20 protein-coding genes are annotated in these 22,262 nt (G+C 57.2%); 9 read left to right on the top strand and 11 right to left on the bottom strand.

Translation table 11 applies throughout. The features are described 5' to 3' along the window. Positions 1 to 7: 7 nt before the first annotated feature. The 5 genes from WFK85_RS03110 to WFK85_RS03090 all read right to left on the bottom strand — a co-directional run bounded on the left by WFK85_RS03110 (position 8) and on the right by WFK85_RS03090 (position 5,164). The gene (locus tag WFK85_RS03110) at positions 8 to 625 is read right to left on the bottom strand and encodes a hypothetical protein (protein WP_336706776.1); all 618 of its coding nucleotides are present in this window, start codon (positions 623 to 625) and stop codon (positions 8 to 10) included. A 270-nt stretch (positions 626 to 895) separates the two neighbouring features. Then, positions 896 to 1,555 carry an ABC transporter permease subunit gene (locus WFK85_RS03105; protein ID WP_166990654.1) on the bottom strand — a complete coding sequence of 220 codons (660 nt, stop codon included), beginning with the start codon at positions 1,553 to 1,555 and terminating at the stop codon, positions 896 to 898. Continuing rightward, positions 1,548 to 2,564 carry a virulence-associated ABC transporter ATP-binding protein SfbB gene (gene sfbB / locus WFK85_RS03100; RefSeq protein ID WP_166990651.1) on the bottom strand — a complete coding sequence of 339 codons (1,017 nt, stop codon included), beginning with the start codon at positions 2,562 to 2,564 and terminating at the stop codon, positions 1,548 to 1,550. Before sfbB ends, WFK85_RS03105 begins: the two co-directional genes overlap by 8 nt. A gap of 55 nt (positions 2,565 to 2,619) precedes the next feature. Further along, positions 2,620 to 3,456, bottom strand: coding sequence for a MetQ/NlpA family ABC transporter substrate-binding protein (locus tag WFK85_RS03095; RefSeq protein WP_336706775.1), 837 nt, complete (start codon positions 3,454 to 3,456; stop codon positions 2,620 to 2,622). Between the two features lie 229 nt (positions 3,457 to 3,685). Then, positions 3,686 to 5,164, bottom strand: a complete 1,479-nt coding sequence (locus WFK85_RS03090) for an MFS transporter (RefSeq protein WP_336706774.1) — start codon at positions 5,162 to 5,164, stop codon at positions 3,686 to 3,688. 117 nt (positions 5,165 to 5,281) lie between these two features. On the opposite strand from WFK85_RS03090, the gene WFK85_RS03085 reads away from it, so the two are divergent. Beyond that, positions 5,282 to 6,295, top strand: coding sequence for a helix-turn-helix domain-containing protein (locus tag WFK85_RS03085; protein WP_166990642.1), 1,014 nt, complete (start codon positions 5,282 to 5,284; stop codon positions 6,293 to 6,295). 66 nt (positions 6,296 to 6,361) lie between these two features. Here the strand turns inward: WFK85_RS03085 and WFK85_RS03080 are convergent, their stop codons facing one another. The 3 genes from WFK85_RS03080 to ybbA form a co-directional block, all read right to left on the bottom strand. Then, positions 6,362 to 7,513 carry a porin gene (locus WFK85_RS03080; RefSeq protein WP_008460227.1) on the bottom strand — a complete coding sequence of 384 codons (1,152 nt, stop codon included), beginning with the start codon at positions 7,511 to 7,513 and terminating at the stop codon, positions 6,362 to 6,364. Positions 7,514 to 7,733: 220 nt separating this feature from the next. After that, positions 7,734 to 10,148: a putative ABC transporter permease subunit YbbP gene (gene ybbP, locus WFK85_RS03075; RefSeq protein ID WP_336706772.1), complete on the bottom strand. Its 2,415-nt coding sequence runs from the start codon at positions 10,146 to 10,148 to the stop codon at positions 7,734 to 7,736. Next, on the bottom strand, positions 10,145 to 10,831 hold the full coding sequence (gene ybbA / locus WFK85_RS03070; RefSeq protein ID WP_166990633.1) for a putative ABC transporter ATP-binding protein YbbA: 687 nt from the start codon (positions 10,829 to 10,831) through the stop codon (positions 10,145 to 10,147). Before ybbA ends, ybbP begins: the two co-directional genes overlap by 4 nt. On the opposite strand from ybbA, the gene tesA reads away from it, so the two are divergent. From tesA to WFK85_RS03055, 3 genes are all read left to right on the top strand, one after another. Then, complete coding sequence (gene tesA, locus WFK85_RS03065) at positions 10,799 to 11,422, top strand: multifunctional acyl-CoA thioesterase I/protease I/lysophospholipase L1 (protein WP_336706771.1); 624 nt, start codon at positions 10,799 to 10,801, stop codon at positions 11,420 to 11,422. The two genes, ybbA and tesA, sit on opposite strands and share 33 nt — an antisense overlap. 77 nt (positions 11,423 to 11,499) lie before the next feature. Next, positions 11,500 to 12,270 carry an SDR family oxidoreductase gene (locus WFK85_RS03060; protein WP_008460234.1) on the top strand — a complete coding sequence of 257 codons (771 nt, stop codon included), beginning with the start codon at positions 11,500 to 11,502 and terminating at the stop codon, positions 12,268 to 12,270. 59 nt (positions 12,271 to 12,329) lie between these two features. Beyond that, the gene (locus tag WFK85_RS03055; RefSeq protein ID WP_336706769.1) at positions 12,330 to 13,184 is read left to right on the top strand and encodes a co-chaperone YbbN; all 855 of its coding nucleotides are present in this window, start codon (positions 12,330 to 12,332) and stop codon (positions 13,182 to 13,184) included. 41 nt (positions 13,185 to 13,225) lie between these two features. On the opposite strand, the gene cfa is transcribed toward WFK85_RS03055, so the two are convergent. After that, positions 13,226 to 14,377: a cyclopropane fatty acyl phospholipid synthase gene (cfa, locus tag WFK85_RS03050; RefSeq protein WP_166862309.1), complete on the bottom strand. Its 1,152-nt coding sequence runs from the start codon at positions 14,375 to 14,377 to the stop codon at positions 13,226 to 13,228. A gap of 242 nt (positions 14,378 to 14,619) precedes the next feature. Here cfa and WFK85_RS03045 point away from each other — a divergent pair, with 242 nt between their 5' ends. After that, positions 14,620 to 15,534, top strand: a complete 915-nt coding sequence (locus WFK85_RS03045) for an SPFH domain-containing protein (protein ID WP_008460237.1) — start codon at positions 14,620 to 14,622, stop codon at positions 15,532 to 15,534. Further along, positions 15,531 to 15,977 carry an NfeD family protein gene (locus WFK85_RS03040; protein WP_166990627.1) on the top strand — a complete coding sequence of 149 codons (447 nt, stop codon included), beginning with the start codon at positions 15,531 to 15,533 and terminating at the stop codon, positions 15,975 to 15,977. Before WFK85_RS03045 ends, WFK85_RS03040 begins: the two co-directional genes overlap by 4 nt. Here WFK85_RS03040 and cueR read toward each other — a convergent pair. Beyond that, on the bottom strand, positions 15,974 to 16,384 hold the full coding sequence (gene cueR / locus WFK85_RS03035; RefSeq protein WP_008460239.1) for a Cu(I)-responsive transcriptional regulator: 411 nt from the start codon (positions 16,382 to 16,384) through the stop codon (positions 15,974 to 15,976). The two genes, WFK85_RS03040 and cueR, sit on opposite strands and share 4 nt — an antisense overlap. 107 nt (positions 16,385 to 16,491) lie before the next feature. Between cueR and copA the strand changes: the two genes are divergently transcribed. The 3 genes from copA (at position 16,492) to ybaK (ending at position 20,589) form a co-directional block, all read left to right on the top strand. Beyond that, the gene (gene copA / locus WFK85_RS03030; RefSeq protein ID WP_336706765.1) at positions 16,492 to 18,996 is read left to right on the top strand and encodes a copper-exporting P-type ATPase CopA; all 2,505 of its coding nucleotides are present in this window, start codon (positions 16,492 to 16,494) and stop codon (positions 18,994 to 18,996) included. A gap of 104 nt (positions 18,997 to 19,100) precedes the next feature. Then, positions 19,101 to 19,901, top strand: a complete 801-nt coding sequence (locus WFK85_RS03025) for a TraB/GumN family protein (protein WP_336706763.1) — start codon at positions 19,101 to 19,103, stop codon at positions 19,899 to 19,901. A gap of 208 nt (positions 19,902 to 20,109) precedes the next feature. Further along, a complete protein-coding gene (ybaK, locus tag WFK85_RS03020) occupies positions 20,110 to 20,589 on the top strand; it encodes a Cys-tRNA(Pro)/Cys-tRNA(Cys) deacylase YbaK (protein WP_008460244.1) in 480 nt (159 codons plus the stop codon). 3 nt (positions 20,590 to 20,592) lie between these two features. Here ybaK and ushA read toward each other — a convergent pair whose 3' ends face one another. Further along, positions 20,593 to 22,245: a bifunctional UDP-sugar hydrolase/5'-nucleotidase UshA gene (ushA, locus tag WFK85_RS03015; protein WP_166871867.1), complete on the bottom strand. Its 1,653-nt coding sequence runs from the start codon at positions 22,243 to 22,245 to the stop codon at positions 20,593 to 20,595. Positions 22,246 to 22,262 lie beyond the last annotated feature (17 nt).

Below are 22,262 nucleotides of genomic sequence, written 5' to 3'. Positions count from 1 at the left end.
AATCACCCTATCGCGTATCTTTTTTTATATTTTCCAGACTCGGACTCGTACCACGGTTATATCTCGCCCCGATAATTTTCACATCATTCATACTAAGCCGCGAGGGTAACCTGTCATAGTCGGCAAGTTGGCGTAAATGCATAGCAGCAAGATTGATATTACAGGTGTCTTTTTCAAGGCACTGAGACAGGGAGCGAAGCTCTGATGTGCTCATTGTGTCAGCATCCAGCCCCATAGTTTGAGCGGCAGTACGCAACTGCATGCTGACAAATCCAAACGAGGTTTTAGCCGGAGGGGAGGTTATTGTGAAATAACGGTCGGTATACGCAGGCCCGCTCCAGTCGATGGCTCGAACCTCAAAAGCAAAACGATCTATGATATTTGGGTCACCGCCTACCTCTATCCAGCAAACACCCGCGAGCAATTCTGGCGGAAGTTTATAGCGAAACGCTGCAGCTCTGATAAGAGTACGATTTTTTTTGACCCATGCATCTTTAAAATCTCGGGCATAAGATCTGCCGCCGCCGAATTTTTCGGGAAGTATTTTCCAGCGAAAGACATCAAGAAAAGTCCATGATGGTGATTTCGTCATCCCTCTACATTGTTGGAAATTACGCATATCCATATAAAAATCTCCATTATTCGGGGGCGCTTCTTTTTCCGGCTTTGACCGGGTTTATCTCTTGCTCATCCCTCCGATCATACTGGATGGCTGCACAGTAACCCAGATTAAAAATCAGGCAGAATGGAAAAATTCGAGGCGGTTCGCAGGAATGATGAAACGCCTTGGGGAATTGCAGTTTGGGGGCTTATCAGGCAGAAAGCCGCCGGGAAATGAACCTCTCCGGCAGCTAAAAATCATATTGGCCGAACGAACGCCCGGCCAGAAAGAAGGTTAATGCCTGTCGCGCTTGTCCGCGCGTTTGGCGAGAAAGTCGCCAAACATTTGCACGATTTGCACCAGCACGATCAGCGCCACAACCGTGACCACCATGACCTGGGTTTCGTAGCGGTAATAGCCGAAGCGGATCGCGAGGTCGCCCACGCCGCCGCCGCCGACAATCCCCGCCATCGCAGAGTAACCGATCAGGCTGACTAGGGTTATGGTTAACCCTCGCAGCAAACCGGCGCTGGCTTCCGGCAGCAGCACGGTACAGATGATGCGCATCGGGCTGGCACCAAAGGCTTCTGCGGCCTCAATAATGCCTTTGTCCACTTCCCGCAGCGCGCCGTCTACCAGGCGGGCATAAAACGCAATTGCCGCCACCGACAGCGGCACGGAAGCCGCAATCGGCCCGATGGTGTTGCCGAGCAGGAACTGCGTCAGCGGCAGCAACAGCACCAGCAGAATGACGAACGGCACCGAGCGCACGATGTTCACCAGTACCGAGCTGATGATGTTCAGCGAACGGTTCTGCCAGAACAGATTGCGGTCGGTCACGAAGATCAAAAAGCCCAGCGGCAGGCCGCCGATGATCGCCAGCAGCGTGGAAATGCCCAGCATCTGGAAGGTTTCGCCAAAGGCAATCGTCAGGTCCGCGACTAAATCATCCATTCAGCACCTCCACACAGGCCGTATGTTTCCGAATATGGTCGATGGCATCCCCCACCGCCGCCGGGTTGCCGGGTGCGGTGATCGCCACCACCAGAATGCCCAGCGCACGGTCGCTGATGTACTCAATTTTGCCGTGCAGAATGTTCACCGCCACGCCGTATTTCACCGCCGCGAAGGAGAGCACCGGCTGTTCGGCCGAGTCGCCGACGAACATGATTTTCAGCAGCGCGCCGCGCATGTTGTCCAGCAGGCGCACCGGCAACGTCAGGTTCAGCGTGTGGGACACCAATTGACGGGTAAATTCATGCTGCGGATGCGCGAAGATGTCGAACACCTCGCCGGATTCCACCACTTCCCCGCCGGACATCACCGCCACGCGGTCGCAAATCGTTTTGATCACGTTCATCTCGTGGGTGATCAGCACGATGGTGATCCCAAGTTGCTGGTTGATCTTCTTCAGCAGCGCCAGAATGGTGGCCGACGTTTCCAGATCCAGCGCGGAAGTCGGTTCGTCACAGAGCAAAACATCCGGGTGGTTAGCGATGGCGCGCGCAATGCCTACGCGCTGTTTCTGCCCGCCGCTCAGCTGCACCGGGTAGCGGTTCGCTTTGTCGGCCAGGCCCACCAGCTCAAGAATTTCGGCCACGCGCGGGCCGATTTTACTGCGCTCCCAGCCTGCGGCTTTGAGGCTGAACGCCACGTTCTGCCTGACCGTCCGGGTGTGCATCAAATTGAAGTGCTGGAAAATCATGCCGATGCGCTGACGCGCTTTGCGCAGCTCGACCCCCTGTAGCGCGGTGATCTCGGTCCCACCGATTTTTACACGGCCCTCACTCGGGCGCTGGAGCACGTTCAGGGTACGTAATAAGGTACTTTTCCCGGCTCCGCTGGTGCCGACAATGCCAAAAATCTCCCCCGCGCCAATGTGCAGCGAAACATCGTTCACCGCACGGCTGGTCTGGCTCCGGCCCGTGGGGAAGTCCACGCAGACCTTTTCAATCTCAATCATGACAACCTCAAATCAGCGACAAAAGGCAGGCATCCCGCCTGCCCGCTTTGCTCTATTACTTTTTATCCGCGGCAACCATCCAGTCCGGTTTCTGGAAGGCGTTGAAAATATTCTGCGGATCGTCGATCGCTTTTTCGTAGGCCGGGGACTGCACGGTCTCCACGATGTCTTTGGCGAACGGTTTATCCGCATCTTCGGCACGCACCGCGATGATGTTTTTGAGGTTCTCGTCCAGGTGTTCCTGTTTCAGCGCGGAAGAGAGTTTTAGCCCGGCGGCAATGGCAAAGTTACCGTTGACCAGCGCGGCGCTGGCGCTGTCCAGCGTGCGCGGCAGCTGTGCGGCTTCCAGCGATTTAAACACCAGGCCTTTCGGGTTGGTGGCGATATCGCGCTCGGAGGCTTTAGTCGGGTCAATGTTCTCTTTGATGGTGATAAGCTGCATCGACTGCAGGAAACGCAGCCCACGGGCCAGGTTGGTCGGGTCGTTAGACAGGGTGACAATGTCGCCCTGCTTCAGCTCGTCCAGGCTTTTGACTTTATGGGAATAAATGCCCATCCCGGCGGTTGGCACGGTAATCAGCTTCGCCAGCTTGAGGTTTTTGTCGGCGGTGAATTTGTCGAAGTACAGCGAGTGCTGGAACAGGTTGGCGTCGATGCTGCCGTTGGCCAGCGCCATGTTGGGCTGCACGTAGTCGCTGAACTCGCGCACCACGACTTTATAGCCTTTCTCTTTTAACGACGGGGCGATGGCCTGTTTGACCATGTCGCCGTATGGCCCCGGCGCTACGCCGAAGACGATGGTGTGCGGGTCGCTGTTGGCCTGAGCAAACTGCAGACCGCTGGCCAGAAGTAAAGCGCCGGTCGCCACGCGCCAGCCGAAATGATTTCCCATGGGTATTCTCCCTTACAGAATGATGTGTGGTGTCCTGAGGCGAGCCTCTTTCACGGGCCGCTTACTAAGTTGTTGATCCAACTGGACAGAATAAGATGGCACATTCCGTTAACAGGGTTAATTGAAAATATTTCATCTTGCTCGCAGGAGAAGGCGCGGCGGGCATGAACAGGGCTTTTGCGAATAACAACCAAGCATAGCGGAAAACCCGCTTTGCATTGAGATGAGCTTAATCCGCGCAGGATTCCGCCCTTTTGCGCTTAACGTTTGTTTTGACATTGAACAGCAAATAACTCGCCAGCGACAAACAGCCCACGCCCACAGCGCCGTAGGTCAGCACGCCAGAAAAACCGTTATTCAGCGCCTGAACAATCATGTCGCTGCTGAGCATGGCTCTGGTGCCGCCGGCTATTTGTTCGGCCAGGGCATACCTTTCGCTCACGCTGTCGATATGGCTCTGTAAGCTTTCGGCTATCCCCGCCACCAGCAGGCTCCCCATTAACGCAATATTGATGGCGAGGGTAATTAGGCGCGAACTGATATCAATCCCGGAAGCCATGCCCACGCGGTTAGCGCCCACGGAGCCGGTGGTGGTGTTGGTGACCGGGGTATTGATTAACCCCAGCGCCATGCCCGAGAGTATTGCGCCCGGCAGCAAACTGACGTGATAGATAACGCCCAGCCTCATCAGCACAAATCCCAGGCCGATAGCAAGCAGCCCCAGCGGGATGATGCGTGCGGCCCCAAAGCGCAGCACGAGTTTTTCACCGACCGGCGGCATTAATAGCGTGGGCAAGGTGTAGGCCAGCAGCGCCATGCCGGTCTCCATAATGCTGTAACCCTTCCCAATCTGGTAATAAACCGGCAGATAAATCATCAGCGGCCAGAAGCTGAAATTCATCCCCACAGATCCCATTAGCGCCCCGGAGAAAGGCCTGATCCGAAAGACGGAGAAATCAAACATAGGATGCGGGTGGCGGAGCTCAATAATGACGAACAGCGCCAGGCTGATAAACGTGCCCAGCAAGATGAACTGGGCTTCACGGCTGGTCCAGCCGATGCTCCCGCCCTGGGTGATGAGCCACGTCGCCCCCACCACGCCCACGCTCAACGTCATCAGGCCAGCGACATCCAGCGGTTTCGTGGTATTTTCCCGCGACTCGACGACATTTTTCAGAGTCAGGGCCAGGGTGAGCAGCGCAATAACGCCGTGGATCAGAAATACCCATTGCCAGCTAAACCACGCCTCCAGCACGCCGCCGATGACGGGGCCAAAGCCCAGTCCAAAACCAAACGTGATCCCCCAGGCGGAAAACGCCCGGCTGCGCGCTTTTCCTGCCGGAAACTGAACCGACAGGATGGCAATCAGGCTGGTTAACATCGCCCCGCCGCTCAGTCCCTGCAAAAAGCGCCCCACAATAAGCCATTCGGGCGTCCGGGACAGGCCACAGAGGATCGACGTCAGGCCAAACCCAATAATGCTGATAATAAAAATACGCTTGCGGCCATATTTATCCGCCAGCGTCCCCGTGGCCATCAGCACCGCGGTGCAGGAGAGGGTGTAAGCATTCATGATCCATTGCAGTTCACGGAAATTAGCCTGCATCTGCTTTTCCAGCACCGGCAGGATAACCGGGACGCTGGATATTTCCAGGCCCGACATCAACGCAGCTAAGCAGACCGCCATCAACGCTAAGAGATTTTTCATACTGATTTCCTGCCAAACGTTAAGAAGGTGCCAGCATGAAAGATTCGGGGTGGAGTAGAAATCGACGCTCAGGTCAGATATCGTCAAGATCGTGCCATTTTTAGAGACAGGACAACCATGCCGGGCATCTCCCCAGATCAAGACCGCACTTTTAGACCGAAAAATCGACGGCTGGTTGTGCTGGCCTATCAGTGTCTCTGCACTTTTGAGTTTGGGATTGCCGTCGAAGCTTTTGGCCGCGTGGACGAAGTGCTCGGCCAGCCTCTCTATGACCTGCGCGTCGCGTCGTTAGAGAACGGCGTTTTTGACGCTCAGGGCGGCGTGCGTTTAGTGGTGGATGGCGGGCTGGAGCTGCTGGAAGACGCAGGAACCATTATCATCCCCGGCTGGCGAAATGTTTTTGAACCGGCCCCGGAGCCGCTGATTGCCGCCTTACAACGCGCCCATCAAAACGGTTCCCGCATAGTGTCGATTTGCGCCGGCAGTTTTATTCTCTGCGAAACAGGATTACTGGACGGCAAGCGAGCCACCGCCCACTGGAACAGCACCGAGATCCTCGCGAACAGGTTCCCTGCGGTACAGGTGGAGCAAAGCATGATCTACGTCGATGAGGGCAGCCTGATCACCTCCGCAGGCGGTGCCGCCGGGGTCGATCTCTGCCTGCATCTTATCCGTCGTGATTACGGGATTGAAATCGCCAACCGGACTGCGCAGCGCATGATTACGCCCCCGTTACGGGAAGGCAATCAGGCACAGTGGGTCCAACAGCCCGTTCCTAAACGCAGCACCAAAAGTCTGGCGCCGTTGCTGGACGACTTGCGCCACCATCTCAATGCGCCCCTGGTGATTGAGCAGTTAGCCAGGCAAGCGGGCATGAGCCGCCGCACCTTCATCCGCCGGTTCAAAGATGCCACCGGCACCACGCCGGGCGAGTGGATGCTCAGCCTCCGGCTGGAAAAGGCTTGTGCGCTGCTGGAAAGCGAGAAAATCAGCATTGACCAGGTGGCAGAGCAGTCTGGATTCGGCTCAGCGGAAACACTCCGGCATCACTTCAGGCTGCGTTTCAAAACCACGCCCACAGAGTGGCGCAAAGCCTTCAGGGCCCGAACATGCTTACCCGTTTCTGGATAGATAAAAAATAAGGCAGGAAACGCTGAATGAGGCGGGCAGCAAGGCTGCCACCCGCCAGAGGCACGATTAGAAATCGTAGCGCAGACGAACCAGGTTCATGTCGCCCAGGTTGTCGGTGCTGGAGGTGAAGACGTGCTCGTAGTCCACCTGGAAGCCGTAATCCAGCTTGAAGCTCACGCCCACACCGTTGTCGATGCGCTGGTAGCTGCGGCCGGTCACGTACTGCAGACGGTCACCCATGAAGTATGGCTGTACGGATTTCACCGCGTACTGGCCAACCGGGATGGTGTAACCCGCGAAGTACTCGATGCCCCACGCGTCGCCGGAGAAGTAGTTGTTCACGTCTTTCAGCTTGGTGGTCAGGAAGTTCTGGTACCAGCCGCCGCCGAAGCTAAACGTCCAGTTGTCCGGTTTCCAGCTCAGCGCCGTACCGTAGATGTTCTGGTTGTAAGACTTGCTGTCGCCGTCGGTCGGGTTACGCATGTCGGCACGGGTGTAGTTCCATGCGGTACCCCAGGTCAGGTCTTTGGTAATGTGGTAATCCACGCCCAGAGAGCCGCCGCCTTTACGCTTGTAGCGCATGCCGTTGGTGGCACGGATGTCGTGATCTTCAAACAGGTAAGAAGCGTACACGTCCGCATCGCCGAAGGTGTTTTTGTACTTCAGCATGTTGCGGGAACGGTAAGAACCGTCGTAGTCGCCGTTCATGCCGTTACCTGGAGCCTGACCGATCATGTCGTAGTCCCAGATATCGGTTTTCGCGCCAACCACATCATAGTAGATGCTGTTTTGCTGGCCGTAGGTCAGCTGACCCCAGGTTTTGCTTTTCAGACCGGTGTACAGCATACGGCGAGTAGTATTGTTCGCGCCTTCTGCATAGTGGTTGTCCCACTCGAAGACCGCCGGAATATTCACGCCCAGCTCGTAATAGCTGATCCAGCTAATATCATCGAACAGATAATAATCGGCCGCGAAGCGGAAACGGGTGCCGCCATCAAAGCCATTACGTTTGTAAGAGCCTTTATCGCCGTCGCCGGACATCATATTAAACTGTGGACGAATACTGCCGCCCACGGTGAAATTGAGGCGGCTGAGCGGGTTACCGGCCTGCGGATCTTGCTTCAGGACAGTGATTTCTGCGTTAGCAGCGAAAGATGCCATACCTGCAAGCAGGCCGGCCCCAATCAGTAATGGTAAAGCGCGCAAATTTGCTTTCATGTGGATCCCTAGTAACCATATTTATTATAAGCGGGGGCATATTAACGCTTATTAAGTCCGATTTCTGAGGGATTTTTATTAATTCGTGCGGTTATCCATCAGTCTTTTCTTAATAGATATTAAAAAAACACCAATAAATGCAGAAAATATGTTCTAACGCAATAAATAGCGAAATATAACAAAGTTTATAGCGGTAGGCGGGCATCCCTGCCCGGCCTCCTCAGATAACAAACTGGCGGAACAGCGCCTTCCCTTTCAGCAAACGAACGCCCAGCCAGCCGCCGCAAAGCGACAGCAATACCGCCCCGGTGACCGGCAGCACGATCCACAGACGCAAATCTGGCTCCCACGGGAAGTCGAACACGCGCGTTTGCAGTACGCCCAGCGCCGTTTCCGCGCCGATGGCCGCTACCAGACCGGACACCAGCCCCAGCACGGCAAACTCGCACCACAGCGTGGTTCTGAGCAGCTTTTTACCCGCGCCCAGCGTACGGTAAACCACCAGCTCCTGATGACGCTGGCGCATCCCCACCTGTACCTGAGCCAGCAACAGCAGCAGACCGCAGGCAGTCACCAGCACCACCATCACCTCAAGCGCGCGGCTGACCTGCTCCAGCACCTGGCCGATTTGTTTCAGGATAGCCCCGATATCCAGCAGGCTGACGGTCGGGAATTCGCGGTTAAGCTGGGTCAGCAGGCCGTTATTCCCCTCCCAGCGGAAGCTGGTGAGCCAGCTCTGCGGCTGCCCGTCCAGCGCGCCCGGCGGGAAGATAAAGTAGAAGTTTGGCCGCAGGCTTTCCCAGTCCACTTTGCGCAGGCTAGTCACCTTCGCGGTGAAGTCCTGGGTATCCCCCATAAAGGTCACGCTGTCACCGAGTTTAATGTTCAGGCGTTTCGCCACGCCGTCGTCCATCGACACTTCCCCGGCCTTCGGCGGCCAGCTTCCCGCCAGGATAGGGTTATGATCCGGCTTCTGGCTCTGCCAGGTCAGATTCAGCTCGCGGTTCAGCGCCTCATCCGGGTTGCCCTCGGTGGACTGGCCGTTAATCGCCGTCATGCGCGCCCGTACAATGGGATAGAACGACTCCGGGATCACCTGATGGTCGGCAAGGAAGGTTTTCACCGGCTGAACCTGCTCCGGCGCAATGTTCACCAGGAAGTAGTTCGGGCTTTCCGGCGGCAGCTGCTGCTGCCATCTGTCCAGCAAATCCCCCCGCAGCACTAACAGCAATGCCAACAGCATAAACGACAGCGAGAACGCCGCCAGCTGGCTGAGCGTCGCCCACGGCTGGCGCAGCAGGCGGTTAACCGCCAGGCGCAGGGCCAGGTTTTTCAGCGTCAGCTTTTTCAGCAGCTTCAGGACGCCCCAGCCAACGAGGCCGCACAGCGCCGCCAGCACCAGCGTGCCCGCCAGCACCGCCCACAGCAGCGAACTGCCGCCCATTAGCAACGCGAGCAGCACCACCACCACTACGCTGATGACCGGCAAATAAATTTTCAGCGGCCAGACGTTGGCCACGGCGTCACGGCGTAGCACACGCAATGGCTGAGTGGCCAATAGCAGCCGGTACGGGCGCAGCCCCACCAGAACGGAGATTGTGACCATCGCGCCAATAGCCCACACCCACGGCCACAGGCTCGCACGCGGCAGCGCGGCAGGCAGCACCGGCTTCAATAGTTGCATCAGCGCGGCTTCGAACAGCAAGCCGACGGCACCTCCCGCAATGGCCGAGAGCACCAGCACCATCAGCCACTGGCCGATAATCAGCTTCCGGAGCGCCGCCCTGCCCGCCCCCAACGTTTTCAGGATTGCCACCAGGTCGTAACGGCTGCGGCAGTAATGGCTCATCGCCACGGCAATCGCCGCCACGGCCAGCAGCAGCGTCAGCAGCGCAGAAAGCAGCAGGAACTGCTGCGAACGCTCCAGGGATTTGCCCAGCGCGCCTTCGTCCTGTTCCATGCCGATCCAGCGCTGCTCCGGCTTGAGCTTAGGCAGCAGGTAGTTTTCATACTGCAGCAGCTGCTGCGGGTTACCACCAAACTTGTAGCGCCAGCTAATACGGCTGCCGGGCTGCACCGCCCCGGTTTTCTCGACGTCGGCCAGGTTCATCATCAGGCGCGGCGCAATCTGGAACGGGTTAAATCCGGCGTCCGGTTCCTGAATCACCTGCCCGACAATACGCAGCGTGGCGTCGCCCACGTCAATGTTGTCGCCCACTTTCAGGTTAAGCAAAGCCAGCAGGCGCGGGGCAAGCAGTGCGGTGCCTGGCTCAGGCTTCAGGCCCGGCGGGCTGGTTTCCAGTTTCCCGTACATCGGATACACGCCGTCGACCGCTTTCACATCGGCAAGCTGCGGCGTGTCCCCGGCAAAGGTCATGGTGGCGAAGCTCAGCTGTTTGCCGACCTTTAAGCCGTCGCTTTGCGCCTGAGTCAGCCACTCGTCCGGTACGGCGCGGGCGCTGCGCAACGTCCGGTCGCCCGCCATGTATTCGCGGCTTTGCTGGCTGAGCCCTTTTTCCATTCTGTCGCTGATGCTGCCCAGCGCCAGCACGCAGGCCACCGCCAGACTAAGCGCCAGCCAGACAATCAGCAGCGAGGGAGAGCGCCACTCGCGCCAGAACCAGGGGGCTATCATGCTTCCTCCCACAGTTTGCCTTCGCGCAGCCGCAGGCGGCGATCGCAGCGTGCCGCCAGCTGTTCGTCGTGGGTGACGAGGATCAGCGTGGTGGCGAAATCACGGTTGAGGGAAAACAGCAGGTCGGCAATGCGATCGCCGGTTTGCCTGTCGAGGTTGCCGGTGGGCTCATCGGCAAACAGCACGCCCGGCTTGCCGTTAAACGCGCGAGCCAGCGCCACGCGCTGCTGCTCCCCGCCAGATAGCTGAGCTGGCAGGTGATCGAGGCGTTTGCCTAATCCCAGCTGTTCCAGCAGCGCTTTAGCCTGCGCCCGGCTGGCCGAACTGTTTTCGCCGCGCAGCAGCGAAGGAAGTTCCACGTTTTCCAGAGCATTAAGGGTGGGCACCAGCATAAAGGACTGAAACACAAAGCCAACGTTTTTCGCGCGCAGCACCGCCCGGGCCTCTTCATCCATGCTGTGCAGCGGCTGCCCGCAAAGGTGGACTTCGCCGTCCGTGCCGTCATCAAGCCCGGCCAGAATCGCCAACAGCGTGGACTTGCCCGATCCTGACTCGCCAATCAGGGCGATGGTTTCGGCCGGTTTGACAACCAGCTCAACTCCGGTAAGGATGGAAAGCTCGTGTTCACCCTGACCCACGGACTTACTAAGATGATGAACTTCAACAATGTTTTCCGCTGGCATTTGCCCTTCCTGTTTCTGGCTTTGATGACTTTCCGCGCCGCCGCGGCGGACACGCTATTGATTTTAGGCGATAGCCTGAGCGCCGGTTACCGTATGACGGCCACCAGCGCCTGGCCTGCCCTGCTGGATGCCAAATGGCAGCCGCAGGGTACAAAAGTCGTGAATGCGAGCATCAGCGGCGATACCGCGGCGCAGGGCCTGGCTCGCCTGCCGGCGCTGTTAAAACAGCACCAGCCCCGCTGGGTTTTAGTGGAGCTTGGCGGCAACGACGGCCTGCGTGGGTTCCAGCCTCAGGCGGTAGAAAAAACCCTCAACCAGGTTATCACCGACGTGAAGGCTGCCGGTGCGCAGCCGATGCTGATGCAAATTCGCCTGCCCGCCAACTACGGACGCCGCTATAATGAGGCGTTTAGCGCTATTTATCCGCAGCTTGCCAAAGCGTTTGATATTCCCCTGCTCCCGTTCTTTATGGAGGAGGTATATCTGAAACCGCAATGGATGCAGGATGACGGCATTCACCCTAATCGGGATGCTCAGCCGTTTATCGCCGACTGGATGGCGACGCGGCTGACTCCGTTACTCTCTAAATAACCGGCGCAGCCGCGTCGGATACAACGAGATAGTTAAACACGACTGATAAATAATCGGGGCGCCCTTCGGGTAAAGTTATGCAAAAATCCGTTTTAATTACAGGCTGCTCCAGCGGGATTGGCTTAGCCAGCGCGCAGGAGCTACAGAAGCTTGGCTATAACATTCTCGCCGCCTGCCGCAAACCAGCCGATGTAGAGCGCATGAATCAGCTTGGGTTTACCGGCATTGAGCTCGATCTTGACGATGCGGAAAGCGTCCAACGCGCCGCCGCCGAAGTGATTGCCATTACCGGCAACCGCCTGTACGGGCTGTTTAATAACGGTGGCTACGGCGTGTATGGCCCGCTGAACGCCATTTCCCGCGAACAGCTTGAGCAACAATTTTCCACCAACTTCTTCGGCACGCACCAGCTCACCATGCTGCTGCTGCCGGCCATGCAGCCTCATCAGGAAGGCCGCATCGTGATGACCAGCTCGGTGATGGGGCTGATTTCCACGCCGGGTCGCGGGGCCTACGCCGCCAGTAAATATGCACTTGAAGCGTGGTCCGACGCGCTGCGCATGGAGCTTCGCCACAGCGGGATTAAAGTCAGCCTGATTGAGCCGGGGCCGATCCGCACCCGCTTTACCGATAACGTCAATCAAACCCAAAGCGACAAACCGGTAGAGAATCCGGGGATTGCCGCACGGTTTACCCTCGGCCCGGAGGCGGTGGTAGCGAAAGTACGCCATGCTTTTGAAAGCCCAAGGCCGAAGCTGCGCTACCCGGTGACCGTGGTAACTCACGTGATTACCGTGCTCCGCCGCCTGCTGCCAGCGTGCGTAATGGACAAAATTTTACGGAGCTGAGTTGAAGTCCCGGCCTCAGCCCCCATGTAAAAAAACAAATGCTTAACAGAGAATCGCCCATGTCCGCAGAAAACATTATTAACATTACCGAAGCGAACCTGCATCAGACGCTGGAACAGTCCATGGCTAAGCCGGTGCTGTTTTATTTCTGGTCTGCCCGCAGCCAGCATTGCGAGCAGTTAACGCCGATCCTGGACAAGCTCGCGGCCCAATACAGCGGCCAGTTTATTCTCGCCAAAGTGGACTGCGACGCCGAGCAGATGGTGGCTTCTCAGTTTGGCCTGCGCTCCATTCCTACCGTCTATCTGTTCCAGAATGGTCAGCCGGTGGACGGTTTCCAGGGCCCGCAGCCGGAAGAAGCGATTCGCGCCCTGCTCGACAAAGTGCTGCCGCGTGAAGAAGAGCTGAAAGCCCAGCAGGCCGTAGAGCTGATGCAGGAAGGCAAGCACGCCGAAGCCCTGCCGCTGCTGAAAGATGCGTGGCAGCTGTCCGGCCAGAAAAGCGAAATTGGCCTGCTGCTGGCGGAAGTGCAGATTGCCCTGAACCGCAGCGAAGACGCAGAAGCGGTGCTGAAAACCGTGCCTCTGCAGGACCAGGACACCCGCTATCAGGCGCTGGTTTCCCAGATTGAACTGCTGAAACAGGCCGCCGACACGCCGGAAATTCAGCAGCTGCAGCAGCAGGTTCAAAACGAGCCGGACAACGCCCAGCTCGCCAGCCAGCTCGCGCTGCAGCTGCATCAGGTTGGCCGGAACGAAGAAGCGCTGGAGCTGCTTTACACTCACCTGAAAAAAGACCTGGGTGCCGCCGACGGCCAGGCACGCAAAATGATGATGGAGATTCTGGCCGCGCTGGGCACCGGCGACGCGCTGGCGTCCAAATACCGCCGTCAGATTTATGCGTTGATGTATTAAGCAGAGAGAACGAAAAAAGGCCGGATATTCCGGCCTTTTGTTTATCGGTAAACGCGGATCCCGCCGTCCACCCCATTAGGGCTCAGCAATACCTGCCAAAGCTGAATATTCCTCGCGCGAAATGCGCCCGCACAGGCGTTCAAATAATAGCTAAACATCCTCTTGAAGCGCTCGTCATAATTACGCGAGATATTAGGCCAGCAGCGGAGGAAATTATCGTACCAGGCCATCAGCGTTCTGTCGTAATCGGCCCCGATATTGTGCCAGTCCTCCATAATAAAATGTTTTTCACTGGCGCTGGCAATGTGGCGCACCGAGGGCAAACAGCCGTTAGGGAAGATGTATTTGTTGATCCACGGATCGACGTTTAAATCCGTTTCATTCGACCCAATGGTATGCAGCAGGAACAGGCCATCAGGTTTTAAATTGCGGGCTGCAACTTCAAAATAGGTATTGTAGTTTTTTGGCCCGACGTGTTCGAACATGCCCACGGAAACAATGCGATCAAATTTGCTGTTGAGGTCTCGATAATCCTGCAGCAGGATCTCGACGTCCAGGCCCCGGCAGCGATCCTGGGCCATTTTTTGCTGTTCCGCCGAAATAGTTACGCCGACGACGGAGACGCCATATTCCTGCGCCGCATACTGCGCCAGTCCGCCCCAGCCGCAGCCGATATCCAGCAGCTTCATGCCCGCTTTGAGCTGCAGTTTTTCGCAGATCATCCGCAGCTTGTTACGCTGCGCCTCTGCCAGATTTTCCGCGTCTTTCCAGTAGCCGCAGGAATATTGCATATACGGATCGAGCATCGCGGCAAAAAGATCGTTGCCAATATCGTAATGTTCTTTGCCGACTATCCAGGCGCGTTTGCGAGACTGCAAATTAAAGACTCTGGCCCCGGCAATACGCAGCAGGTCGGAGAAATGCTTCGGCATTTTGCTGTCCAGACCGTGCCGCAAAATATGGGTAAATAAAATATCCAGCCGGTCGCAGTCCCACCAGCCATCCATATAACTTTCACCCAGGCCGAGAGAACCTTCCTGTAATATTCGCTTGAAGAAGTCTGGATTGTTCACCCGAATATCTGCCGGGCCGTTGCCGTCAATATCAATCGCCATGGGTGAAATTAATTCTTCCACAATTTTCTGCCAGCGGTTGTTATTCGCCTGATGCTGCTCAGCTATTATTGTTCCCATTGCTTCCTCACCGGGATAAGTGTTCTTGCCAAATACCGCCCGCCCGATAGCGCGAGCTGCCGAAGCATTCGATACTACGCCTGCTGACACCATGCGTGAAATGAACTTACTCCATGAAAATCATTCCATTTAGGCATGATAAAAATAAAAACAGCAATTAATTCCTCTCGTGTACAGGGATGTTGCTGAATGTTTCAAATTAAGCAGTTAGACTGAATGCAAAACAAACAGGAGGTTTTTTAATGCTTATCGTGATCCCCGTATTAATTCTCGTGGCGCTGGTGATTGTGGCTGCCGGGGTAAAAATCGTGCCCCAGGGCTTCCAATGGACCGTCGAACGCTTTGGCCGCTACACCAAAACCCTGATGCCAGGCCTGAATCTTGTGGTGCCGTTTATGGATCGCGTAGGCCGCAAAATCAACATGATGGAACAGGTGCTCGACATCCCTTCTCAGGAAGTCATTTCCAAAGACAACGCCAACGTCGCCATTGACGCCGTGTGCTTTATTCAGGTGGTTGACGCCCCGCGCGCCGCCTATGAAGTCAGCAACCTTGAGCTGGCGATCATCAACCTGACGATGACCAACATCCGTACCGTGCTAGGCTCAATGGAGCTGGATGAAATGCTGTCCCAGCGCGACAACATCAACACCCGCCTGCTGCACATCGTCGACGAAGCGACTAACCCGTGGGGCATTAAAATCACCCGTATCGAAATCCGCGACGTTCGCCCGCCGGCTGAGCTGATTGACGCGATGAACGCCCAGATGAAAGCCGAGCGTACCAAGCGCGCCTATATTCTTGAGGCCGAAGGGATCCGCCAGGCAGAGATCGTCAAAGCCGAAGGTGAAAAGCAGTCGAAGATCCTGAAAGCTGAGGGTGAGCGTCAGTCGGCTTTCCTTGAGGCGGAGGCCCGCGAGCGTAGTGCTGAAGCAGAAGCTCGCGCCACGCAAATGGTGTCCGAAGCTATCGCCAAAGGGGATATTCAGGCGGTGAACTACTTCGTGGCCCAGAAATACACCGACGCGCTGCAGCAAATCGGGTCGGCCAATAACAGCAAAGTGGTGCTGATGCCGCTGGATGCCTCCAGCCTGATGGGCTCCATCGCCGGGATCAGCGAACTTATCGCCCAGAGCGGCACCGAGCGTAAAAAATGATCGACAGCATTCTCGCGCACCCACACGTCTTCTGGCTTGCGCTTGGCGGACTGCTGCTGGCGGCGGAGATGCTCGGCGCCAGCGGCTATCTGCTGTGGAGCGGCGTGGCGGCAGTGATCACCGGCCTGCTGGTCTGGCTGCTGCCGCTTGGCTGGGAAACGCAGGGCGTTTGTTTTGCCCTGCTGACGCTGGTCGCCGCCTTTCTCTGGTGGCGCTGGCTGTCCAGCCGCAGGCAGCAAATTCCAGGTGAAGTGCTGAATCAGCGCGGGCAGCAACTGGTTGGCCGCCGTTTCCGCCTGGAAGCGGCACTGGTCAATGGCCGGGGACATGTTCGCGTGGCCGACAGCAGCTGGCCAGTCACCGCCGATGAAGATCTCCCGGCGGGCAGTGAAGTTGTGGTGCTGGCCGTGGAAGGCATAACGCTCAAAATTAAAGCGGTTTAGTTTATCTCGTGGCGATGGCAGCAGCCGGAAAGATTGTCGATGATCGGGCAATCGGCGCTGTCATCGCCCGGGCAGGCTTCCGCCAGCGTGAGCAAATGCTGGCGCATATTCTGCAGCTCAATAATGTGCCGCTCGATATCCGCGACTTTCTGCAAAGTGCGGGCTTTTACGTCCGCGCTGTGCCGGGCCGGATCGTTAAACAGGCTCACCAGCTCTTTGCACTCTTCCAGATTAAACCCAACCTGACGGGCCTGGCGCAGCAGCGTCAGCTCATCGAGATGCTTTTGCGTATAGCTGCGGTAGCCGTTGTCGGCGCGAAACGGCGGCGTGACCAGCCCTTTCTCTTCGTAAAAACGAATCGCCTTGCTGGTTAGCCCGGTTTTTTTCGCCACATCGCTAATATTCATTTTTGCTCCTTGACCTTCCCCTTGATGGAAGGTTTAACCTCTTTCATAGTTAACCGAATCATCCTTTCGGTCAATATTTCACCTCACCATCATACAGGAGTCTCGCGATGTCACACATTGTGGATCTGAATCTGGATGGCCTGACCTGCGGCCATTGTGTTAAACGCGTCAAAGAGAGCCTCGAGCAGCGTGCAGACGTTGAGCAGGCTGAAGTCACCCAAACCCACGCCCGCGTTACCGGCAGCGCCACGCCGGAAGCGTTAGTGGAAACTGTCCAACAAGCGGGATACGGCGCAGAAGTCGCCAGCCACCCAAAGGCTGAACCGCTGGCAGAGTCATCAACTCCGTCGGAAGCACTGACAGCGGTCGCCCCTTCGCTTCCGGCAGCGTCTACCGACGATGACAGCCAGCAGTTGCTGATCGGCGGTATGAGCTGCGCCAGCTGCGTCTCCCGGGTGCAAAATGCCTTACAAAATGTACCGGGCGTCAGCCAGGCACGGGTTAACCTTGCGGAGCGCAGTGCGCTGGTGATGGGCACCGCCTCCGCAGAATCGCTGGTCAAAGCCGTGGAAAGTGCCGGTTACGGTGCCGAAGCGATTGAAGACGATCAGAAACGCCGCGAGCGCCAGCAAGAAACGGCGAACGCCGCCATGAAACGCTTCCGCTGGCAGGCGATTGTCGCCCTTGCCGTCGGGATCCCGGTGATGGTCTGGGGCATGATCGGCGACAATATGATGGTCACCGAGAACAACCGCTCCCTGTGGCTGACCATCGGGATTATTACCCTTGCGGTGATGGTCTTTGCCGGCGGTCATTTTTACCGTAGCGCCTGGCGCAGCCTGATGAACCGCGCGGCCACCATGGACACGCTCGTCGCCCTCGGTACCGGCGCGGCCTGGCTCTACTCAATTACCGTAAATATCTGGCCGCAGCACTTCCCGATGGAAGCCCGCCACCTCTACTACGAGGCCAGCGCGATGATCATCGGCCTGATAAATCTCGGCCATATGCTGGAACTGCGTGCCCGTCAGCGCTCTTCTAAAGCACTTGAACGCCTGCTGGACTTAACGCCGCCGACCGCGCGAGTAGTGACGGAAGAAGGCGAGAAAACTTTACCGCTGGCGGAAGTCACCGCCGGAATGACGCTGCGCCTGACTACCGGCGACCGCGTGCCCGTTGACGGGGAAATCACCCAGGGCGAAGCCTGGTTCGACGAAGCGATGCTGACCGGTGAACCGGTGCCGATGCAAAAATCAAACGGCGACGGGATTCACGCCGGGACTGTAGTACAGGACGGCAGCGTGCTGTTCACCGCCACCGCCACCGGCAGCCACACCACGCTGTCGCGCATTATCCGCATGGTTCGCCAGGCGCAGAGCAGCAAGCCGGAAATCGGCCAGCTTGCCGATAAAATTTCTGCCGTGTTTGTGCCGGTCGTCGTCGCTATCGCGCTGATCAGTGCCGCCATCTGGTACTTCGTCGGCCCTGCACCGCAAATTGTTTACACCCTGGTCATTGCCACCACGGTGCTGATTATCGCCTGCCCTTGCGCCCTGGGCCTTGCCACGCCGATGTCGATTATTTCAGGCGTGGGCCGTGCCGCCGAATTTGGCGTTCTGGTTCGTGATGCAGATGCCCTGCAGCGCGCCAGCACGCTGGATACCGTGGTCTTTGATAAAACGGGCACGCTAACCGAAGGCAAACCGCAGGTGGTCGCCGTGGAAACCCGCGCCGGCGTGGACGAGGTGCAAGCGATACGGCTGGCGGCCGCACTTGAGCAGGGTTCAAGCCACCCGCTTGCTCGCGCCATTATTGAAAAAGCAGGCAGTTCAACGCTGCCGGAAGTGACGTCGTTCCGTACTTTGCGCGGGCTGGGCGTCAGCGGTGAGGTGGACGGGCATAAACTGCTGCTGGGCAACAAAGCATTGCTCGACGAGCAAGGCGTGGACACTCAGCCGCTTGCCGACAGCATTGACGCTCAGGCTCGCCTGGGCGCAACCCCGGTGCTGCTTGCCGTAGACGGCCAGCTCATGGCGCTGTTAGCCATCCGCGACCCGCTTCGCAGCGACAGCGTCAGTGCGCTCCAGCGCCTGCACCGTAACGGCTACCGCCTGGTCATGCTCACCGGCGATAACCCGGTGACCGCCAACGCTATCGCCAAAGAAGTCGGCATTGATGAGGTGATTGCGGGCGTGCTGCCGGACGGCAAAGCTGACGCTATCAAGCAGTTACAGCAGCAGGGCCGCCAGGTGGCGATGGTCGGCGACGGCATTAACGATGCCCCGGCGCTGGCTCAGGCCGAGGTAGGGATTGCGATGGGTGGCGGCAGCGACGTAGCCATTGAAACCGCCGCCATTACGCTGATGCGTCACAGCCTGGTGGGCGTTGCCGATGCGCTGGCTATTTCCAAAGCCACGCTGCGGAACATGAAGCAAAACCTGATGGGGGCGTTCGTTTACAACTCGCTTGGCATTCCGATTGCCGCGGGCGTGCTCTACCCGCTGACCGGCACGCTACTCAATCCGGTGGTTGCCGGTGCCGCGATGGCGCTGTCTTCCATCACCGTGGTGAGCAACGCCAACCGCCTGCTGCGCTTTAAACCGAAAGACTAACCTCTCTGCGGCCTTCCCTTCTCCTTTTGAGCGGAAGGCCGACTTTTTCCTTTCCCCTTCCAGCCCAGGGCGTTAGCATGGCTTTTTAGCCAGGGAATCGCGATATGGGTTTGTTCCAACGTCTTAGCGCACTGCTTTCCAGCCTGACAGCCTCTACTTATCCCTGGCCTGCCCTTGATATCACGCTCCCCGGCAAGCGCCATTTGCACCTCGTGGGCAGCATTCATATGGGTACCCGGGACATGGCTCCGCTTTCCTCACGCCTGGTGGACAAACTTCGCGCGGCAGATGCGCTGATCGTCGAGGCAGATATCCGCTCTGGCGATTCGCCGTTCAGCGAAATAGTGGAGGACATAGAACTGGAGGCTCGTCTGGCTCCAGACGATTACCAGCAGGTGCTGAGCCTGTGCAGCGAGTTAGGTATTTCACTGAGCAGCATTGAGCACCAGCCCGCCTGGCAGGTGGCACTGATTTTACAGGCACATCAGGCCCAGCGGCTTGGCCTTCGCCCTGACTACGGCATCGACTATCAGCTACTGGAAGCTGCACAGCGCTACGGCGTGCCGGTCACCGAGCTTGAAGGCGCGCAAAGCCAGATAGAATTATTGAAGGGGTTGCCTGACGGTGGGCTGCCGCTGCTGAACGACACGCTGGAGCACTGGCACACCAACGCGCGGCTGCTGCAGATAATGATTGGCTGGTGGCTGGAAACGCCGCCGCAGCAGGGCAATATTGCGCTACCGAACACCTTTGGCGATGCGCTGTATGACGTTTTGATGCATCAGCGAAACCGCCAGTGGCAGGCGTTTCTGCAACAGCTGCCCGCCGGGCGCTATGTGGTTGCGGTCGGCGCGTTGCACCTTTACGGCGAAGGTAACCTGCCAGAAATGCTGAAAAAAGGATAAAAAAATGGCCAATATTTCTATTGGCCCGTCAAAGAGGAATTTCATTTATTATTCTGTTTATCCCGGCTGCCGAAGCAACCGAAGCTGAATTGTCGCTTAATGTGATGGTTTACGCCATCACTATTATGTAGCGCTATATTACTCGTCAAGTATATCACTATGATTACTATTTTGTGCGTTTTCAAAACAACGAATAAAGAAGGAAACCATGACTCCCGCGGTAAAACTCCTCGAAAAGAACAAAATCAGCTTTCAAATTCATGCCTATGAGCACGATCCGCTGGAAACCAACTTTGGTGACGAAGTGGTCCGTAAGCTGGGGCTAAATGCCGACCAGGTCTATAAAACGCTGCTGGTGGCGCTGAATGGCGACATGAAACACCTCGCCGTGGCGGTGACGCCGGTTGCCGGGCAGCTTGATCTGAAAAAGGTCGCTAAGGCGCTGGGCGTGAAGAAGGTTGAAATGGCGGACCCGATGGTCGCGCAGCGAATCACCGGTTATCTGGTGGGCGGCATTAGCCCGCTGGGGCAGAAAAAACGCCTGCCAACGGTGATTGATGCTCCGGCACAGGAGTTTGCCAGCATCTACATTTCCGGCGGCAAGCGCGGGCTGGATATCGAACTCGCGGCAAGCGATCTGGCGAAACTGCTGGATGCCAGCTTCGCCGATATCGCCCGCCGCGATTAACGCTTAGTTCCAGCTTACCTCGCCCTTAGGTTGGTAAGCATTTACGTCCAGCGGGGAGTTCTGTTCGATGTACTGCTTCAGGACTTCCGCATCGACAAACCCGGTGTTGACGTAGCCCGGCTTTTTATCGATTTCCGGGTAACCATCGCCGCCGGTGCCGTTGAAGCTCAGCGTGGCCATGCGGTAAGTTTTGGCCGGATCAATCGGCTGGTCTTTGATTTTCAGGTTACTCAGCTTGCCGCCGGTTGAGGTGAAGCTGACGTTAGAGAACTGCGGGTAAGCGCCGGAGTCCGGCGTTTTCTGCGCCACCGCCGTCAGGTATTCCTCAACGTCTTTGCCGTTCATGTCGATATAAACCACGGTGTTGCCGAACGGCTGCACCTTGAGCACATCTTTATAGGTAATGTTCCCGGCTTCGATAGAATCGCGCACGCCGCCGCCGCTCATCACCGCAAAATCCGCGCTGGTTCGGGCCATTTGTGCCGCCAGCAATACGCGCGCCAGGTTGGTCTGCACAAAGCGCACTTTGCTGCGGTCCCCTTCCAGATGCCCGTTCACGCTGCCTACTTTCACCTTCAGCGCGGCCTGGCCTTTGTTCTGGAACGGCGTCAGCAGGGAAAGCATCTGCTGGCTTTCGGCGATTTCAGGCGTGTAAAGTACGCGCTCACTTTGCCCGTTGTCGTAGGTGATTTTCTTTTTCAGGTTGATGGGGATCAGCTGATAGTGCACCAGCTTCATCTCGCCGTTGCGGAACTCAAAATCTGCCCGCCCGACGTATTTCCCCCACTCATGCGCCTGCACAATCCAGGTGCCATTTTGCCTGTCCGGCGCGCACGGTGTGCCCGGCACATAATCTTTCTGCTTCTGGTTTTCCTGCGCCATGCAGACCGGATCCTGTGAGTGACCACCCACAATCATCGTCAGCGCGCCTTCCGGCAGGCTTCTTGCCATTTCGACATCGCCCGGCGCATTCGAGCCGTGGTTGCCGTTATCATAGTGGCCCATGTGGGTTGCGGCGATGATCACGTCCGGTTTTTCGGTGCCCTGTAGCTCCTGGATCACCAGTTTGGCTTCCTCCGCAGGTTTGCGGAATTCGATGTCGGTGAAGTATTCCGGATTGCCGATTTTGGCCGTATCGTCGGTGGTCAGGCCGATAACCGCCACCTTAATGCCCTGAGGTTTGAAAATCGCATAAGGCTTAAACAGGCGCTCGCCGGTACTTTTTTGATAAATGTTGGCGGACAGCAGCGGGAACTTCGCCCATTTTTCCTGCTGGCGCAGCACGGATAAGGGGTTGTCGAATTCGTGGTTGCCGACGGCCATGGCGTCATAGCCAATCAGGCTCATGCCGCGAAAATCGGGTTCAGCATCCTGCAGGTCTGATTCCGGCACGCCGGTGTTGATATCCCCGCCGGACAACAGCAGCACGCTGCCACCTTCCGCCGCGACTTCTTTACGCACGCTGTCTACCAGCGTTTTTTGCGCTGCCAGCCCGTATTCTCCATACTCATTCCGCCAGAAGTGACCATGGTGGTCGTTAGTATGAAGAATGGTAATTTTATAGGTCTTGTCTTTTTCCCAGGCCAGCGCTGAAGCGCTGGTTAAACTCAATGCCACCAGCAGCGCCGTGGTTATTGTTTTCGCAGCAAACCGCATTGCAAATCTCCATGTCA

Origin of the sequence: Cedecea sp. VD22, from assembly GCF_037150195.1 — a bacterium.
Classification (GTDB): Bacteria; Pseudomonadota; Gammaproteobacteria; order Enterobacterales; family Enterobacteriaceae; genus Cedecea.
The sequence above is the reverse complement of the archived record's forward strand: the minus strand, read 5'-3'. Positions and strand labels throughout refer to the sequence as shown.

Bases quoted from the DNA above. Each gene is read 5' to 3' on its own strand.
- copA (WP_336706765.1), top strand. From the start codon at position 16,492: ATGTCACACATTGTGGATCTGAATCTGGATGGCCTGACCTGCGGCCAT.
- ybbA (WP_166990633.1), bottom strand. From the start codon at position 10,831: ATGCCAGCGGAAAACATTGTTGAAGTTCATCATCTTAGTAAGTCCGTG.
- ybbP (WP_336706772.1), bottom strand. From the start codon at position 10,148: ATGATAGCCCCCTGGTTCTGGCGCGAGTGGCGCTCTCCCTCGCTGCTG.
- WFK85_RS03025 (WP_336706763.1), top strand. From the start codon at position 19,101: ATGGGTTTGTTCCAACGTCTTAGCGCACTGCTTTCCAGCCTGACAGCC.
- WFK85_RS03105 (WP_166990654.1), bottom strand. From the start codon at position 1,555: ATGGATGATTTAGTCGCGGACCTGACGATTGCCTTTGGCGAAACCTTC.
- WFK85_RS03095 (WP_336706775.1), bottom strand. From the start codon at position 3,456: ATGGGAAATCATTTCGGCTGGCGCGTGGCGACCGGCGCTTTACTTCTG.
- tesA (WP_336706771.1), top strand. From the start codon at position 10,799: ATGATGAACTTCAACAATGTTTTCCGCTGGCATTTGCCCTTCCTGTTT.
- WFK85_RS03080 (WP_008460227.1), bottom strand. From the start codon at position 7,513: ATGAAAGCAAATTTGCGCGCTTTACCATTACTGATTGGGGCCGGCCTG.
- cfa (WP_166862309.1), bottom strand. From the start codon at position 14,377: ATGGGAACAATAATAGCTGAGCAGCATCAGGCGAATAACAACCGCTGG.
- WFK85_RS03060 (WP_008460234.1), top strand. From the start codon at position 11,500: ATGCAAAAATCCGTTTTAATTACAGGCTGCTCCAGCGGGATTGGCTTA.
- WFK85_RS03085 (WP_166990642.1), top strand. From the start codon at position 5,282: ATGCCGGGCATCTCCCCAGATCAAGACCGCACTTTTAGACCGAAAAAT.
- ybaK (WP_008460244.1), top strand. From the start codon at position 20,110: ATGACTCCCGCGGTAAAACTCCTCGAAAAGAACAAAATCAGCTTTCAA.
- WFK85_RS03045 (WP_008460237.1), top strand. From the start codon at position 14,620: ATGCTTATCGTGATCCCCGTATTAATTCTCGTGGCGCTGGTGATTGTG.
- WFK85_RS03090 (WP_336706774.1), bottom strand. From the start codon at position 5,164: ATGAAAAATCTCTTAGCGTTGATGGCGGTCTGCTTAGCTGCGTTGATG.
- ushA (WP_166871867.1), bottom strand. From the start codon at position 22,245: ATGCGGTTTGCTGCGAAAACAATAACCACGGCGCTGCTGGTGGCATTG.
- sfbB (WP_166990651.1), bottom strand. From the start codon at position 2,564: ATGATTGAGATTGAAAAGGTCTGCGTGGACTTCCCCACGGGCCGGAGC.
- WFK85_RS03055 (WP_336706769.1), top strand. From the start codon at position 12,330: ATGTCCGCAGAAAACATTATTAACATTACCGAAGCGAACCTGCATCAG.
- WFK85_RS03040 (WP_166990627.1), top strand. From the start codon at position 15,531: ATGATCGACAGCATTCTCGCGCACCCACACGTCTTCTGGCTTGCGCTT.
- cueR (WP_008460239.1), bottom strand. From the start codon at position 16,384: ATGAATATTAGCGATGTGGCGAAAAAAACCGGGCTAACCAGCAAGGCG.
- WFK85_RS03110 (WP_336706776.1), bottom strand. From the start codon at position 625: ATGGATATGCGTAATTTCCAACAATGTAGAGGGATGACGAAATCACCA.